At 70.5% G+C, this 15,373-nt stretch carries 13 protein-coding genes; 2 read left to right on the forward strand and 11 right to left on the reverse strand.

All coding sequences use genetic code 11. The features are described from left to right. Nucleotides 1–192 precede the first annotated feature (192 nt). The 8 genes from CCR97_RS12815 to CCR97_RS12850 form a co-directional block, all read right to left on the reverse strand. Nucleotides 193–1,104, reverse strand: a complete 912-nt coding sequence (locus CCR97_RS12815) for an SIR2 family NAD-dependent protein deacylase (protein ID WP_111358173.1) — start codon at nt 1,102–1,104, stop codon at nt 193–195. After that, nucleotides 1,101–1,313, reverse strand: a complete 213-nt coding sequence (gene nifT / locus CCR97_RS12820; protein ID WP_111358172.1) for a putative nitrogen fixation protein NifT — start codon at nt 1,311–1,313, stop codon at nt 1,101–1,103. Before nifT ends, CCR97_RS12815 begins: the two co-directional genes overlap by 4 nt. 49 nt (nt 1,314–1,362) lie before the next feature. Next, entirely contained in the window at nt 1,363–1,731 is a 369-nt protein-coding gene (locus CCR97_RS12825) for a nitrogen fixation protein NifZ (protein WP_111358171.1), read from the reverse strand. Further along, nucleotides 1,715–2,542 (reverse strand): 4Fe4S-binding leucine-rich repeat protein, encoded by an 828-nt coding sequence (locus CCR97_RS12830; protein ID WP_111358170.1) that lies wholly within the window; start codon nt 2,540–2,542, stop codon nt 1,715–1,717. Before CCR97_RS12830 ends, CCR97_RS12825 begins: the two co-directional genes overlap by 17 nt. Nucleotides 2,543–2,552: 10 nt before the next feature. Beyond that, complete coding sequence (locus CCR97_RS12835; protein ID WP_111358169.1) at nt 2,553–2,747, reverse strand: 4Fe-4S dicluster domain-containing protein; 195 nt, start codon at nt 2,745–2,747, stop codon at nt 2,553–2,555. Nucleotides 2,748–2,777: 30 nt separating this feature from the next. Beyond that, nucleotides 2,778–4,259, reverse strand: a complete 1,482-nt coding sequence (nifB, locus tag CCR97_RS12840) for a nitrogenase cofactor biosynthesis protein NifB (protein ID WP_111358168.1) — start codon at nt 4,257–4,259, stop codon at nt 2,778–2,780. 481 nt (nt 4,260–4,740) lie between these two features. Continuing rightward, complete coding sequence (nifA, locus tag CCR97_RS12845) at nt 4,741–6,495, reverse strand: nif-specific transcriptional activator NifA (RefSeq protein ID WP_111358167.1); 1,755 nt, start codon at nt 6,493–6,495, stop codon at nt 4,741–4,743. Nucleotides 6,496–6,771: 276 nt separating this feature from the next. Then, complete coding sequence (locus CCR97_RS12850; RefSeq protein ID WP_244670423.1) at nt 6,772–7,554, reverse strand: SDR family NAD(P)-dependent oxidoreductase; 783 nt, start codon at nt 7,552–7,554, stop codon at nt 6,772–6,774. A gap of 727 nt (nt 7,555–8,281) precedes the next feature. Here CCR97_RS12850 and CCR97_RS12855 point away from each other — a divergent pair. Further along, a complete protein-coding gene (locus tag CCR97_RS12855) occupies nt 8,282–10,084 on the forward strand; it encodes a thiamine pyrophosphate-binding protein (RefSeq protein WP_111358166.1) in 1,803 nt (600 codons plus the stop codon). 393 nt (nt 10,085–10,477) lie between these two features. Further along, nucleotides 10,478–12,058, forward strand: coding sequence for an alpha/beta hydrolase (locus CCR97_RS12860; protein ID WP_201159541.1), 1,581 nt, complete (start codon nt 10,478–10,480; stop codon nt 12,056–12,058). Nucleotides 12,059–12,265: 207 nt separating this feature from the next. Here CCR97_RS12860 and CCR97_RS12865 read toward each other — a convergent pair whose 3' ends face one another. The 3 genes from CCR97_RS12865 to CCR97_RS12875 form a co-directional block, all read right to left on the reverse strand. Further along, nucleotides 12,266–13,348 carry an Ldh family oxidoreductase gene (locus CCR97_RS12865; RefSeq protein WP_111358990.1) on the reverse strand — a complete coding sequence of 361 codons (1,083 nt, stop codon included), beginning with the start codon at nt 13,346–13,348 and terminating at the stop codon, nt 12,266–12,268. Further along, on the reverse strand, nt 13,345–14,364 hold the full coding sequence (locus CCR97_RS12870) for an amidohydrolase family protein (protein ID WP_170145976.1): 1,020 nt from the start codon (nt 14,362–14,364) through the stop codon (nt 13,345–13,347). The genes CCR97_RS12865 and CCR97_RS12870 overlap by 4 nt, the downstream gene beginning before the upstream one ends. Before the next feature lie 275 nt (nt 14,365–14,639). Beyond that, nucleotides 14,640–15,371: a CBS domain-containing protein gene (locus tag CCR97_RS12875; RefSeq protein WP_111358992.1), complete on the reverse strand. Its 732-nt coding sequence runs from the start codon at nt 15,369–15,371 to the stop codon at nt 14,640–14,642. Between the last annotated feature and the right edge of the window lie 2 nt (nt 15,372–15,373).

Genomic DNA, 15,373 nt, shown 5'->3' on the forward strand with positions numbered 1-15,373 from the left:
GATAGGGAGGGGGGGTGAGCCCCGGGCACGAGCGATGTGGGGAGAGGAGAAGGGCCGGAGACGTAGGGTGGGCAAAGCGAAGCGTGCCCACGCGGTCGCGCACCGGCGGCCGAGTGCGATCGACGGCGCCCGTCGGCGTGGGCACGGCGCGCCTCGGCGCACCTTTGCCCACCCTACGCTGCGTGTTGGCGCTCAGCCGAGCGCGGCGGCGAGGTCGGCCGGGCCGGCGGCGATCGGCGCGACGCCGGCGGCGGCCAGGAAGCGCGCCTCGTTGCGGGTCAGGACGGTGGGGTCGACCAGCGCGACGTGGCCGTCACCGGAGCGCTTGGAGATCTGGCGGGCGAAGATGCGCAGCGTCTGATCGTGGAAGCGGGCGCCGACGAACAGGAAGGCGCGGTCGACGCGGCGCTCCTGCACCGGCACGGGGATCGGCGTCTGGATGTCGATCTCGGTCAGAACCTCGACATAGTCGGAATCCGACACGAGGAAGTTTTCCGCCGGAACGACGCTGCCATGCGGCTTGTAGAGGATCGTGGTCCAGTCGACGGCCGTCTCCGGCTCGACCTCGCGGCCCTGCGCGTCATAGGCCCGCCACCAGATGTCGCCGGTCGCGTGCGCCCGGGTGACACCCTGGATCTCGCCCCAGTCGGAGCGGCCGCTCTCGACGAAGGCGCGCCGCATGGCGCCGTCGTACCAGGTGTCGACGACCATCGGCAGCGGCAGCGCGGCGATCGCCCGCTGCAGCGGCGTCGGCACCACGGGCTTGCGGAAGATCTCGGCCATCACGGCGGTCAGGGTCTTGCGATGACGGCGGCTCTCGATCGACTGCGCCGTCGCCCACAGATTGCCGCGGATGCGGGCCGAGACGGCGGCCCGCGCATTGAGCGCCAGCGCCAGCGCCTCGGGCGTGCGCGGCACGCCGTCGGTCTCGTCCGACAGGAGGTCGGGGCCGAGATAGGGCACCACGCGGCCGGCCTTCAGCGCCGCGACCAGCGCCGGCAGCCGCTCGGGGCCGCCGACCGGCGGCAGCCCGAGCGTGTCGGCGAGCGCCGTTTCGGCCGCCGTCGCGGCAGATGTCTCGGCCACAACCTCGGGCGTGCTCATGCGTCCTCGCTGATCCGCTTCGCCTCGACCGTGATGGGCAGGCGCGTCTCCGCAGGCATCTCGGGCAACACGAGAACCCAGCCGTTCTTCAGCTTCACCCAGCCGCCCCACATCGCGTCCTTCTCCAGCTCGACGATGGGCTGCTCGAGATCCTTCTTGGGGACGTAGGCGGACAGGCCCTTCTCGGTCTTGCGGATCATGATCTTCACGGCGTGGGTTCCCGGGCTTGGAGGTAAAGAATGTCGGACAATCGACCGTCTAGGAGGCGACGGTCTCGGACGTGCGAGGCTCGACGGCGTCGGTGTCGGACGTGACAGCCGCCGACGTGACCAGATCGGCCGCACCGGCCGGAACGACCGGACGATCGAGGCTCACGAGCTCGCGGCCGCGCATGCCGACGATGGTGCCACGGTCGACGAACTCGACGGCGTAGACGTAGAACTGCTGCAGGAAGGTGCCGATGTCGCGCACATAGCCGACATCGCCCTTGCGCACGAGAATGTCGCCGATCTCGCGGCGCGGATAGGTGCCGTCGTTCTTGATGTGCTTGGTCGACTGCACCTTCTCGCCCGGCATGAAGCGCGGCGCCGAGCGGATCTCGACCTCTTCCTCACGGCCGAGGCCCATCGTGTCCCTCCTTGGGTTCGATGACGGGAGACACGACGAGGGTGGGCGGGGCGAGGCCGGCGAGGCGGTCGCGCGCCCGCTGCCGCACCTCGGGATCGGGATCGTCGCGCAGCAGCGGCAGCGCCGCGGGCGCGCCGCGCTCGGCGACGATGAAGCGCACCCGCAGATCCTCGTCGTCGGCCAACGCGACGAGCTGCGACGGTTCGAGCCGCTCGGCGACCGCGATGCGCACCAGCGGGTCGAGATCGTAGAGCATGGCCGGCAGCACGTCCGGCTTCACCCGCCGCGCCACCTCGCAGCGCACCTGCGGGTCGGGATCCTGCATGGCGCCCGGCAGCACGTCCGGCGGCACATGGCGCACGGCGACGAGCCGCACGGCGTAATCTGGATCGCCCAGCATGGCGACGAGCGCCGCGCCCTCGAGGCGCTGCGCCATCACCATGCGGACCTTACGGTCGGGATCCTCGCGCAGCTTGATGACACGGGTGAGCGGCAGACGCTGCGCCACCACGGCGCGGACGTCGGGCTCCGGGTCGTCGATCAGCGCCGGCAGCAGGAACAGGCTGGCGCGCCGCGCCGCGAGGGCACGGATCTCGAAATAGGGATGGTTCAGGTACTGCTCCGCCTCGCCGGGATTGCCGGCGAAGAAGCGGTCGATGCGACGGGCGCGGCGGTCGCGGACGCAGATGCGCCCGCGGTCGCAGCGGCCCTCGGCCCGGATCTCCTCGTGCGGACAGTCGGCACAGGACACCGGATGACCGAGCCAGTCGGTCGGCTCCGGTGCGGCGGCCTGGCTGCCCGCGGCGACCATGGCGCGGCGCTCAGGCGGCGATGCAGGTGTTGGGGACCGGGCACACGGCCGCGCACTGCGGCGCGTCGAAATGCCCCTCGCACTCGGTGCACTTCGCCGGGTCGATCACGTAGATGTCGCGCTTCATCTTGATGGCGCTGTTCGGGCACTCGAACTCGCAGGCCCCACACACGGTGCACTGCGACGCGACGATCTTCAGGGCCATGGCAGTCTCTCCTTCTTCGCGACGGTGCGGTCAGGCGACCTGCGCCTGGACGGGCCGTCCATAACGATCGGCGTAGCAGGCCGAGATGGCGGTCTCGATGTACTCGAACGCGTAGGCGTCGGTCGCCGTGATGCCGGCGCCCTTCAGCTGCCCCTGCGGGCAGTCGCCAATCTTGGCGCACAGCACCGTGTCGACGCCCTCCAGCGTCTTCAGCACGCTGTCGAGCGTGGCGTCCTCGCCGAAGCCGCCCTGGCAGTAGGCGTCCTCGACCTTGCGATGGCCGATGAAGCGCACGCCCGCCGCCGAGGCCTCGTAGACCTGGAACTCCTTGGCGTGACCGAAATGCTGGTTGACGCGGCCGCCGCCCTTGGTCGCGACCGCGATCAGGATGCGGGCGGCGCTGTCGGTCTCGTCGAGCACCGCGGTCGCCTCCTGCTTGGCGGCGACGTGGTCCTGGCGCTCGCGCGCCACGACCTCGCGATAGGTCGAGCGAATCGACGGGTCGTAGGCGACCTCCTCGGGGATTTGGTCGAGCGTGAACTCCTGGCCGCGGTCCTCGCCCAGGAGGCCGACCGCGTCGGCCCGGCACTGACGGCAGTGGCGCATCAGGTTGGCGCCGCCCGCGCACGCCTCCTGCAGGGCCATCAGCTCGGCGTGCTTGGGTCCGCGTTGGCCGGTGAGGCCGAAATGGGTGCCGTGCGCCGGATCGGAGATCAGCGGCATGATGTTGTGCAGGAAGGCGCCGCGCGCCTTCACGGCGGCGTTGACCTCCTTCAGGTGCTCGTCGTTGATCCCGGGGATCATCACCGAGTTGACCTTCACGAGGATGCCGCGCTCCGCCAGCATCTCGAGGCCGAGCATCTGCCGCTCGTGCAGGATCTGCGACGCGACGAGGCCGGTCCACCGCTTGTGGTCGTAGAAGATCCACGGATAGATCTTCGTCCCGATCAGGGGATCGATCATGTTGATCGTGATCGTCACGTGATCGATGTTCATGTCGACCAGCTCGTCGACATGGTCGGGCAGCGCCAGCCCGTTGGTCGAGATGCACAGCTTGATGTCGGGAATCTCTCGCGCGACCAATTCGAACGTGGCCTTGGTCTTCTTCCAGTCGTAGAGCGCGTCGCCCGGCCCGGCGATGCCGAGCACCGAGAGCTGCGGCACCTCGTTGGCGACCGTCACGACCTTGCGGAAGGCCTGGTCGGGCGTGAGCTTCTCGGAGACGACGCCGGGGCGGCTCTCGTTGGCGCAGTCGTACTTGCGGTTACAGTAGTTGCACTGGATGTTGCAGGCCGGCGCCACCGCCACATGCATGCGGGCGAAGTAGTGGTGCGCCTCCTCCGAGTAGCACGGATGGTCCTTGATCCGCGCCCACAGCTCCGGCGACATGTCGCCCTGCCCGCCGCTCGACCCGCACGAGGAGGACTGGCAGCCCGAGGCGCCGAGGGCCTGACGCATGGCGTCGGCCGAGGTCGTTCCGGAGAGGCTGTCGAGCGACACGAAGTTGGCCATCGGTGGTCCTCACGGGCGGTGACGCCGGATCGTGTTTCAAGACCTGTGCCACGCGAGGAACATTCGTGTTGTCAGCCACTTGCCGATTTGGTCCGACGCCCGGGCCTGTCGCGCGTCCGACAACCAGCGCCCAACCCGACGCGATCGTGTCGCATCCCCGACAGGGGTGTCGGTGCTCGGAAGACCGACTGAGAGGCTCACGTGGCTCGCCGTGAGGTGACCGCCGGCGTGCAAAAGCGCCGCGCCCGGTGGACCCGACATCTGATGACGATCGGCGCCAGGACACGAAGCTCGTGTCCCGGGCGCGGCGCATTGCGCCGCGACCCGGGACCCAGGGGCGATCAGATGATGTGATTGCCGGACCGCCCCTGGGCCCCGGCTCTGCGGCGCGACAGGCCTGCGGCCGGTCGCGCCTTGTCCGGGGCACGCACCGGAGAATCGGCCGGGTTCGCGTCAGGCCGCGGGTCCGGGACCGGTGTGATCAGAACCGCTTCAGCTCGACGCCGTGCTTCTTGAGGGCATAGCCGATCTGGCGCGGGGTGAGGCCGAGGATGCGGGCGGCCTTGGCCTGCACCCAGCCGGCCCGCTCCATCGCCTCGACGAGGCGCTCGCGCTCCGACCCGCGGCCGCCGCGGAGATCGTCGCCGTCGTGCAGCGACGGGGCCACGTCGGCTTGCGGCGGCGGCTCGGCCGGCACCGGACGCGGACCGCAACCGGCGTGCGCCGGGGGCGCCGACGGCATCGGCACGGCCGACGGCATCGGCACCGACGGCGGGACGAAGCTCTGCAGGTTGCGGCCGCGCCACAGCATGGCGGAGACGCACTGATCGTTGCGGCAGGCGAAGTCGTCGGCGGCCAGCGTCGGGCCGGCGGCGAGCGTCGCGGCGCGGCGCACGCAGTTCTCCAGCTCGCGGACATTGCCGGGGAACAGGCAGCTCGACAGCACCTCGACGGCACCGGCGCCGAGCTCCAAAGTGCGGCCGTTCTCGTGATTGAAGCGGGCCAGGAACTCGCGGCTCAGCAGCGGGATGTCGCTCTTGCGGTCGCGCAGCGGCGGCAGGATCACGGGCACGACGTTGATGCGGTAGTAGAGGTCGGCCCGGAACTCGCCCTTGGCCACCGCCTCCTCGAGATTGCGATTGGTCGCGGTGACGAGCCGCACCGCCACCTTGATGGTCTTGGTGCCGCCGACCCGCTCGAACTCGCCCTCCTGCAGGACGCGCAGCAGCTTCGCCTGGAAGACCAGCGACATCTCGCCGATCTCGTCGAGGAACAGCGTGCCGCCATGGGCGAGCTCGAAGCGGCCCTTGCGGGCCTGGATGGCGCCCGTGAAGGCGCCCTTCTCGTGGCCGAACAGCTCCGACTCGAGCACCGATTCGGGCAGCGCCGCGCAGTTGACCTTGATGAACGGTCCGCCGGCGCACGGCGACAGGTCGTGGATGGCGCGGGCGAACAGCTCCTTGCCGGTGCCCGACTCGCCGCGCAGCAGCACGGTCGAGCGCGAGCGCGCCACCACGGCGACCTTGTCGAGCAGCGAGCGGATCGCCGGGCTCTCGCCGACGATGCCGGCGATCGCCGCGTTGCCGACGCTGCGCGGCTTGTACTCGTCGAGCTCCTTCTGCAGCCGATGGCTCTCGGTCAGCAGCCGCTCGCGGTCGCGCAGCAGCACGCGATGGAGCTGCACGGTCTGGCCGATCAGGTTCGCCACCATGACTAGGAAGCGGACGTCGAAGTCGAGCCGCTGCGCCGACTGGGCGTCGAACACGCGATCGATCGTCAGCGTGCCGACGACCTTCTGGCCGATACGGATCGGCACGCCGACGAAGGAGACGACCTCGGTCGTGTCGCGCGTCAGCTTGTCGACGTCGTCCGGCTCGAACAGCGGATGCGACGCGATGTTCGGCACCACGAGCGGCATGCCGGTGACGATCACCTGGCCGACCGCCTTCTGCGGCAGGCTGGCGTGGAAGCGGTCGGCCGCCTCCTCGGTCCAGCCGGCGCCGACCGCGATGGCCGGGATGCCGTCGTCGTCGAGCAGCGAGATGACGCCGTGGCGCATCTGCATGAACGAGGCGAGCAGATTCACGACGTTCGCCAGCATCGTCTCGAGCCGGCTCGCCGAGGTCAGGATCTTCGAGATTTCGTAGACGCCCGTGAGGGCGATCTCGCTGCGCGCGGCCGACGGCGTCGTGGCTACCGCCGCTCGGGTCGGGCGCTCGGGATCAGCATGAAGCATGCGCTGCGCTCCATCGTCCTCGGTGCTCCATCCCACTGCAGTGTTTTTCAATCATAAGTATGCGTGGGAATCGCAAGGCTGTCGCGCCTATATTTGGTGCCGCGACCTGCTCGAAAAGCTCATTCGGTGCGCATCATCCGCTGCGCCGGGATGTGACAGATCTTTGGCACAGCCGACGTTGTTCTCGATCAGCGCACGACTTTTCGGGGACGGAAGCAATAAAACAGACGTTGTCATTCAAATCGCCGCAACAAGAAGAAAGGCCGTCGCTCCGGTTCAGAGAGTTTGACCACCGTTGATGTGAATCTCCTCGCCCGTCACGTAGCTGGCGGCGTCGGAGCAGAGAAACTGCAGGACCGACGCCACCTCCATGGGCGAGCCGACGCGCCGCATCGGGATCAGCGGCGCGAGCCGCTCCTCGGTCTCGGGCGAGAGGATGTCGGTCTTGATCTCGCCGGGCGCGATCGCGTTGACGCGAATTCCATGGGGCGCGAAATCATGCGCCATCTCACGGGTCAGGCAGGCGAGCGCCGCCTTCGACGTCGCATAGGCCGTCCCGGCGAAGGGATGCACGCGCGAGCCGACGATCGACGTGACATTGACGACCGTGCCGCGCCCGGCCTTCAGCTCGTCGAACAGGCCGCGCGCCAGCAGCACCGGCGCCAGGAAGTTGACGTTGAAGACCTCGGTCCAGGTGGCGACCGGCGTGGTGAGCGACGACAGCCGGGCGCCGTCCGGCGCCTTCGGCGAGATGCCGGCATTGTTGATCAGCGCATGCAGGGGCCGGCCGGCGAGCCGGGCCTTGATGTCGACGATCGCCAGGTTGAGGGCGCGCAGATCGTTGAGATCGACCTGGACGTGATCGTCCGGCCCTTCCTCCCACGGGCAGCGGGCGCGGTCGAAAGGCTGGCGCGAGCAGGTGATGATCCGCCAGCCGTTCTCGGCGAACAGCCGGACGGTCGCGTGCCCGATGCCGCGAGAGGCCCCGGTCAGCACCATCACCTTCGGGCCGTCGTCGGCAACCGAGGCGGGTCGCGGCGCCGCCATGGCCCCCGGCATCCCGGCGGCGCCCATCGCGCCGCTGTGGAACGGGCAGCGCGCCTCGGCCGGCGGGGCTCCCGCCTCCGGGGCCGGGGCATCGACCGCCGGGGCCCCCGGCCTCTCGTCCACGGTCGTGCTGTCGGTCATCGAGGCCCCCAACGCCAGTCCCGCGAGCGACCGGCCCGCCCCTCGGGCGTCCCGAGGTCGGCCGTCGCCGCATCGGCACGCCGCGGAACGAACGTTGCAGCGCACCCCGCCGCGACCATAGCAGGAAGCAGGCCAGCTCCGCCCTCCGGGGGATCGCGGATTACGCGCATGAATTATGGGCACATGTCCGTGATCGCCGGCCGCCCCAGCGGAAGCGCTGTCGACTTCACGACACGGGACGAGCGCGGAGCGGGAGACCATCGCTGTCGCAAACGCGACAATCGCGATACCCGTGCGATGCCGTTACCCACCAGCCGGAATTGCTCCGCAGGGAGGCCGTCGCGGGCCGGTCCCGAAGCGCCCTGAAAGACCTCGCGAGGATCACGTCCCGCCCCTCCCAGCACCGCCGATTTCGGTGAAAACGTTTTCACCGAACCTCGTGATGGGCCCATGAGCCACGGCGCCACCGGGCCGTCCTCGCTCACCGGGAATTGCACCAATCGCGCCTTACATCTTTTAGGAGCATTCGCCATAGTCGCAACCACTACGCGAGCGCCGGCTCTCGTCGGGGCCTAGGGCGTCGCGCCAGGGAGGCCGCATGGCGAAGTCCGACACCGACCCGCGGACCGGAAGGACACCGGTCGCACCTGTCTCGACGCGCCCGACCACCGGGCGTTTCGCGTTCCTGCGCCAGCTCGTCGCCGACGGCATCCCGTATGTGTTCGGCAATCCGGGCAGCTCGGAGGAGAACCTCCTCGACGCGCTGCGGGCCGAGGAGTTCGCCGGGCTGAAATACATCCTCGCTTTGCACGAGGGACCGGCCGTGGCGATCGCCGACGCTTATGCCCGCGCCGCCCCGGCGGTGCAGCGGGACGGCGACCCGCGGCCGTGGCGGCGGCCGGCGCTGGTGCAGCTCCACTCCTATGCGGGCCTCGCGAACGGGCTCGGCATGATGTACTACGCGCGCCGCGGCTATACGCCCATGGTGGTGTTCGCCGGCGAGGCGGGGCTGCGCTACGAGGCGCTCGACGGCCAGATGGCGGCCGACCTGCCGACCATCGCGAAGCCCTTCGTGAAGTCCGACCACGCCGGCCCCTGCGCCTGGCGGGTGGTCGATCCGGGCTCGCTGCTGCGCCTCACCCGCCGCGCCATCAAGACGGCGGCGACGCCGCCCTGCGGGCCGGTCTTTCTCACCCTGCCCATGGACGTGCTCGACCAACCCTGCCCCGAGACCGTCGAACCGACCCGGCTGGTCGAGACCCGGGTCGCGCCCGACGACGCCACGATCAAGGCGGCGGCCGCGCTCCTGCGCACCGGCGCGCGGCCGCTGATCCTGATGGGCGACGGGGTCGCGGCCGCCGAGGCGCAGCCGGAGCTGGCCGCCGTGGCCGAGCTGCTCGGCGCCGTGGTGTGGGGCGGCAACGCCTCCGAGGTGAACCTGCCGGCTTCGCATCCGCTGTTCGGCGGGTTTCTGGGCCACATGTTCGGCGCCGCGAGCCGACCCGTCACGGCGGCCGCCGACGTGGTGCTGATCGTCGGCACGACGGTGCTGCCCGAGGTGTTCCCGCTAACCGCGGGCGTGTTCGCGCCCGGCGCGCGGCGGGTGCAGATCGATCTCGGCGTCTCCGAGATCGGCAAGAACGAGGGCGTCGAGATCGGGATGCTGGCCGACCCGAAAGTCGCGCTCGGCCGGCTCGCCGCGGCGCTGCGCGCGACCATGACGGCGGCCGAGCACGAGCAGGCGAAGGCGCGCACCGCGCGACACGCCGCCGCGAAGGCCGAGGCGCTGACGGCGGCGCTCGCCGCCGACGCGGCCCTGCCCGACACGGTGCCGCTGCGGGCGCCAAAATTCTTCGCCGCGCTCGCCGCCCGACTGAAGGCACTCCCCGCGCCCGCCCTGATCTTCGACGAGGCGCTCACCTATGCGCCCGAGCTGCTGCGCCATCTGCCGCCCGACATCCCCGGCACCTGGTTCCAGACCCGCTGCGGCATGCTCGGCACCGGCCTGCCGGGCGCCGTCGGCCTGAAGGTGGCGCACCCGGGCCGCTTCGTGTTCGGCTTCGCCGGCGACGGTGGCGGCATCTCGACCGTGCAGGCGCTGGCGACCGCGGCGCGCTATCGCATCGGCGCCAAGTTCGTGCTCCTGAACAATCGCAAGTACCGCATCCTCGAATACAATCTGCTGGACTATCGGCGCGGCCTCGGCCTGCCCGAGACCGATCCGTTCCCGGACAGCTTCGACCTCGCCGCCCAGAACCTGCGCTTCGACTTTCTCGCGCACGGGCTCGGCGTCCCGGCCGTGCGGGTCGAGCGCCCCGACCAGATCGCCCCGGCCCTCGACCGCGCGCTGGCCGACGACGGTCCGTTCCTGATCGAGCTGATGGTGGACGGGGGATTGTGAGGCGCCCTCGGCGTGTCCCCGCGAACGCGCATAGGCGCAAAGTCCGGATCCGAAGCCTCTCCTTCGTCGTGCTCCGCGCAGGCGGAGCACCCAGTACGCCGCAGCGTTTCGACTGAAACAACGTGAGGCCAGTGGATACTGGGTCGTCCGCCTGCGCGGACGACGACCACCGAGAGGCCGTGCCCTCGCGCCTAAAGCAACGCCTGTGGGGCTCGTCCAGGCTCCACGCTCTTCCACACCGATGTTCGGCGAAGACGTGGATGCCCGCGACGAGCGCGGGCATGACGGAGCTTTGGAATTGGCTCACGACGGGTTGCGACACGGCACCGCTTGCGCCGGCCGGGTCGCATCGCCATACCCACGGGGCTCTTCGAAACGCTCCGCAGAGGTCCCGTGTCCCGGTTTCGCGCGTTCGCTCCCCTCCTCGCCGTCGTGCTCGGGATCGCGGGCGCGCTCGCCGTCGCGATTGCACTCTGGCAGCTCGTCGCCACCACGGCGGGGCTGACGATCGAGCGCACCACGGTCGGCACGACGCCGGTGACGATCTATCGTCAGGCCGGCGCGTCGCCCGCGCCCGTGATCGTCATCGCGCACGGCTTCGCCGGCTCGCAGCAGCTGATGCAGCCCTTCGCCGTGACGCTGGCCCGCAACGGCTACGTCGCCGTCACGTTCGACTTCGCCGGGCACGGGCGCAACGCCGAGAAGCTCGGCGGCGACATCACGAAGGTGAGCGGCACGACCATCCTGCTGGTCGAGGAGGTCGCCCGCGTCGTCGCCTTCGCGAAGGGGATTCCCGGCGGCGACGGGCGCATCGCGCTGCTCGGCCACTCGATGGCGTCCGACATCATCGTGCGGGCCGCGCAGGCAGACCCCGAGATCGCCGCCGTGGTCGCCGTGTCGATGTTCTCGCCGGCGGTGCGCCCCGACAGCCCGAAGAACCTCCTCGTCGTAGTCGGCGACTGGGAACGCCGGCTGAAGGAGGAGGCATTGCGCGCCGTCGGCATGGCGGTCGGCGGTCCGGTCGAGGCCGGCGTCACCTACGGGAGCTTCGCCGACGGCACGGCGCGGCGTGCCGCGTTCTCGCCGAGCGTCGAGCACATCGCGGTCCTCTACAGCCCGGCGAGCAGCCGCGAGGCGCTCCTCTGGCTCGACCAGGTATTCCGGCACGCGGGCTCCGGCTACGTCGACGATCGCGGCGCCTGGATCGGCCTTCTGATCCTCGGCATCGTGCTGCTGGCGAAGCCGCTCGCCGGCCTGTTGCCGCGCGTCGCGTCGACCCCGCAGGGCGCCGGCCTGCCGTGGCGGCGGCTGTGGCCGGTCGCCGTGGTGCCGGCGGTCGCGACGCCACTGCTGCTCTGGAAAGCGCCGACCAGCTTCCTGCCCGTGCTGGTCGGCGACTATCTCGCCGTGCATTTCGCCGTTTACGGCCTGCTGACGGCGCTGATGCTTTTCGTCGTGAGGCGCTGGTCAGTCCGGGATGCGGGTGTGCAGACGGCACCCCGGACTGACGGAGGCTTTCATTGGTCCGCCCGCGCCGTCGCCGCCTTCCTGCTCGCAACCACGCTGGTCACGGCCTATGCGATCGGGGCGCTCGGCGGGGCGATCGACTGGTTCGTCACATCCTTCGTGCCGGTCGGGCCGCGCTGGCTTCTGGTGCTGGCGCTCGCCGCCGGCACCGTGCCGTATTTCCTCGCCGACGAGTGGGCGACGCGCGGCCCCGGCACCGGACGCGGCGCCTACGCGGCGACCAAGCTTCTGTTCCTGCTGTCGCTCGCCGGTGCGGTCGCGCTGAACCTGCGGGCGCTGTTCTTTCTCATTCTGATCGTGCCCGTGATCCTCGCCTTCTTCGTCGTCTACGGCCTGTTCAGCCGCTGGACGTTTGCACGCACCGGCCACCCGTGGGTCGGCGGCCTCGCCAACGCGCTCGCCTTCGCCTGGGCGATCGCCGTCACGTTCCCGATGCTGGTGAGATAGACGCAGCGAGATCACACGACGTCCGTGTCCCGGACGCGCTGGACCGCGGAGCGGTGCAACGCGAGCCGGGACCCAGAGGCCGCACGGTCGGCATCGATGGCGAGGCGCCCTGCCGTGCCGCCCCTGGGCCCCGGCTCTGCGGCGCATCGCGCCTGCGGCCCGATGCGCCTTGTCCGGGGCACGAGGCCCGTCGCGACCAGAACGTCCCTACCGCGAAAACACCGGCGGCACGGAGAACTCCGCCGCGACCTTGTCGAGCTGGACGATCAGCGCCTCGGGCAGCGGAATCCCCGAGGCCTCGCGCTCGGCCCGGCACTCGCGGCGGCGGTCGCCGGGCAGCCGGATCGTCTCGACGCCCTGCATCCGGCCGGTGGCGCGCAGATCCGCGACGTGGCGATCGACCTCGGCGACGAAGCGATCCAGCCCGACGAAGCGGGCGACGTCGATCGCCACCACGAACTGCCCCGTGTTGGTGACGCTGGTGTCGTCGGCGTTGAAGTCGACGCAGTCGCGGCCGAAGGCGGCGCCGTTGAGCACGCCGGCGAGCGCGCCGAGCATCAGCGCGAGGCCCGAGCCCTTGTAGCCGCCGATCGGCAGCAACAGGCCGCGGCCGCTCTGCGCCGGATCCGTGATCGGCTCGCCGGTCTCGCGGTCGATCAGCCAGCCCTCCGGCATCGGCAGGCCCTGCAGCGTATGCTTCTTGATGGTGCCGTAGGAGACGACCGTGGTCGCCATGTCGAGCACCATCGGCCCCGCCCCGGTCGGCACCGCGACGGCGAGCGGGTTGGTGCCGAGCAAGAGCTCGTTGCCGCCCCACACGGCCATGTGGTTGGCGCTCGCCACGGCCGAGTAGAGGCCGACCATGCCGTGCGCGACCGGCATCTCGGCATAGAGCCCGGCCGAGCCCGCGTGGTTGGAGCCGCGCACCCCGACCCAGGCGACGCCGGTCTCGCGAGCGAGCTCGATCGCCGTCGCGGCGGCCCGCTTCACCACCAGATGGCCCATGCCGTTGTCGCCGTCGACCAGCGCGGTCGCCGGCGCGGTGCGCTCGACCCGGATCTTGGGCGTCCTGTTGAAGCCGCCCGCCTTCAGGCGGCGGGCGTATTGCGGCAGGCGGAAGACGCCGTGCGCGTCGGCGCCGGTGAGGTCCGCCTCGGTCATCAGCGCCGCGACGGTCTCGGCATCGTCGCGCGGCGCGCCGGCGGCGGCGAGGCAGTCGGCGATTAGGCTCTCCACCGCGGTGGCGGGCGCGCGCCTGACCGACGTCGTGGGCTTCTGGGGCGCGTTCATGCGGCGCTCCGCTGCTCGGCCGCGCCGGCGAGGGCCAGCGGCCCGCCGCGCAGGATGCGATCCTTGTCGGCGTCCGGGATCGACAGCGCCCGGACCTGACGGACGCATTCGAGCGTGCCCATGTCGTAAGGGTAGTCGCTGCCGAGCACGACGCGGTGCACGCCGGCCGAGGCGACCAGATACTCGAGCGGCTCCTTCGCATGCAGGATGCTGTCGAACCACAAGGTCTTCAGCGCCGCCTCGGGAGACTCCTTCAGATGCACCTGCGGCTCGGAGCGCACCTGCCAGCCGTGGATCCAGCGGCCGAACTGATACGGCACGAAGCCGCCGCCGTGGACGAACAGGAACCTGATCTTGGGGAAGCGCGCGATCACGCCGCCGAACACGAGCGACGCCGCCGCGATGGTCGAGTCGAGTGGATTGCCGATCAGGTTGGCGAGGTAATACGACTTCAGCCGGTCGCTGCCAGCCACCTGGGTCGGGTGGATCATGATGAAGGCGGAGAGCGCGTTCGCGGCCTCCCACAGGGGCTCGAGCGCCGGATCGTCGAGATTGCGGCCGTTGACGTTGGAGCCGATCTGGGCGCCCTTGAGCCCGAGCGTGCGCATCGCCCGCGTCAGCTCGGCGGCCGCCAGCTCCGGCGCCTGCATGGGCAGCGTCGCGATCCCCATGAAGCGGTCGGGATGCGCCTTCACGGTGGCGGCGATCTGGTCGTTCTGCAGTGCAGCGAGGGTGGCGTTCAGCGACGCGTCGATGGTGTAGAGGAAGGTCTGCGGCGTGTTCGACAGCACCTGCATGTCGACCTCGGCCGCGTCCATGTCCTTCAGTCGGGTTTCGAGATTCCAGCCGCCGCGCGGGAACGGACGGTACGGCACGCCGGCGACCTCGAGCACCGAGAAGGCGTCGTCGATCGGCGTGATCTTCGGCGCGACGGCGGGGGCTTCCTTGGCGATCATCCGCATGGTCTCGTCGCTCAGGATGTGAGCGTGCGTGTCGATCGTCTTCGCTGTGGGCATTTTTTGTTTCCTCCGAGAGCCGCTTGTCATAGCGGCTGCCGGAGGGACGGACCACCCCTTGTATGACATGTGCCGATGCAGGGCGCGCAGGGCATCGCACCGACCGCGTTCGTCCCCGAGCCCTTGGTCGTCCCGAGGCGGCGCGAAGCGCCGAGCCCGGGCCCCATAACCACTGTCTCGCGTGAGCCCCCGGCGCCGGGGGTAAGGATTCCGGGCTCGCGGACCTGACGGTCCGCGCCCCGGAATGACGAGACTGAAGCCGGGGCGGGTTTCGACTACCCCGCCTTGCGGGTCGGCGGCGCGTCGGGCTCGCTGATGACGAGGCCGGACATCGGCTCGATCCAGGCGAGGTGGCTCACCACGCCCTTCACGCCGGGCGTGTTCTCGGCCAGCACCTTGAGGCCTTCGCCCTGCTTCGACTCGGTGATGCTGCCCCACAACTCGACGATGCCGTCCTTGACGACGACGTCGACGAGGGCGACCGGCGCCCACGGCTGGCGGGCGATCTCGGCCATCACCCGGGTGCGGATCTCGGCGTCGCCGGCCGGCGCGTCCGGCAGGTCGCGGCTGACGCTCGCCAGCGCGTGCAGCAGGTTCGACCGGCTGACGATGCCGACGACCCGGCGGTCGCGCACCACCGGCACGCGCTTCACCCGCTTGCGCTCCATGATCGACACGACGGCGTCGAGCCCGGCGTCCTCGTCGACCGTCACGGGCGAGCGGGTCATCACCTCCTCGACCCGCCGGCCGTGCGAGCGGACATAGTCGGTGGCGAGGTTCTGGGGGCCGACCAGGAACTCGAGCCAGCGCGGCCGCTTGCGGGCCGTGCCGGTCTCGGCGCGGCGCAGGAAGTCCCCTTCGGTGACGATCCCGACCAGCGCGCCGCCGGCATCGACCACCGGCAGCCCGCTGATGCGGTTCTCCAGCATCAGCCGGATCGCCTCCTCGATGGAGGCTTCGGGCGCAATCGTCAGCACCCGGCTCGTCATCACGTCTCGGGCTTTCATCG

It is taken from the genome of Rhodoplanes elegans, from assembly GCF_016653355.1.
GTDB classification, from domain to species: domain Bacteria; phylum Pseudomonadota; class Alphaproteobacteria; order Rhizobiales; family Xanthobacteraceae; genus Rhodoplanes; species Rhodoplanes elegans.

What these genes read in the sequence shown, in the direction of transcription:
- CCR97_RS12830 (WP_111358170.1), bottom strand. Translation starts at nt 2,542, where the DNA reads ATGGTCGCCGCGGGCAGCCAGGCCGCCGCACCGGAGCCGACCGACTGG.
- nifB (WP_111358168.1), bottom strand. Translation starts at nt 4,259, where the DNA reads ATGGCCAACTTCGTGTCGCTCGACAGCCTCTCCGGAACGACCTCGGCC.
- CCR97_RS12815 (WP_111358173.1), bottom strand. Translation starts at nt 1,104, where the DNA reads ATGAGCACGCCCGAGGTTGTGGCCGAGACATCTGCCGCGACGGCGGCC.
- CCR97_RS12850 (WP_244670423.1), bottom strand. Translation starts at nt 7,554, where the DNA reads ATGCCGGGGGCCATGGCGGCGCCGCGACCCGCCTCGGTTGCCGACGAC.
- CCR97_RS12855 (WP_111358166.1), top strand. Translation starts at nt 8,282, where the DNA reads ATGGCGAAGTCCGACACCGACCCGCGGACCGGAAGGACACCGGTCGCA.
- CCR97_RS12835 (WP_111358169.1), bottom strand. Translation starts at nt 2,747, where the DNA reads ATGGCCCTGAAGATCGTCGCGTCGCAGTGCACCGTGTGTGGGGCCTGC.
- CCR97_RS12870 (WP_170145976.1), bottom strand. Translation starts at nt 14,364, where the DNA reads ATGCCCACAGCGAAGACGATCGACACGCACGCTCACATCCTGAGCGAC.
- CCR97_RS12825 (WP_111358171.1), bottom strand. Translation starts at nt 1,731, where the DNA reads ATGGGCCTCGGCCGTGAGGAAGAGGTCGAGATCCGCTCGGCGCCGCGC.
- CCR97_RS12875 (WP_111358992.1), bottom strand. Translation starts at nt 15,371, where the DNA reads ATGAAAGCCCGAGACGTGATGACGAGCCGGGTGCTGACGATTGCGCCC.
- CCR97_RS12865 (WP_111358990.1), bottom strand. Translation starts at nt 13,348, where the DNA reads ATGAACGCGCCCCAGAAGCCCACGACGTCGGTCAGGCGCGCGCCCGCC.
- nifA (WP_111358167.1), bottom strand. Translation starts at nt 6,495, where the DNA reads ATGCTTCATGCTGATCCCGAGCGCCCGACCCGAGCGGCGGTAGCCACG.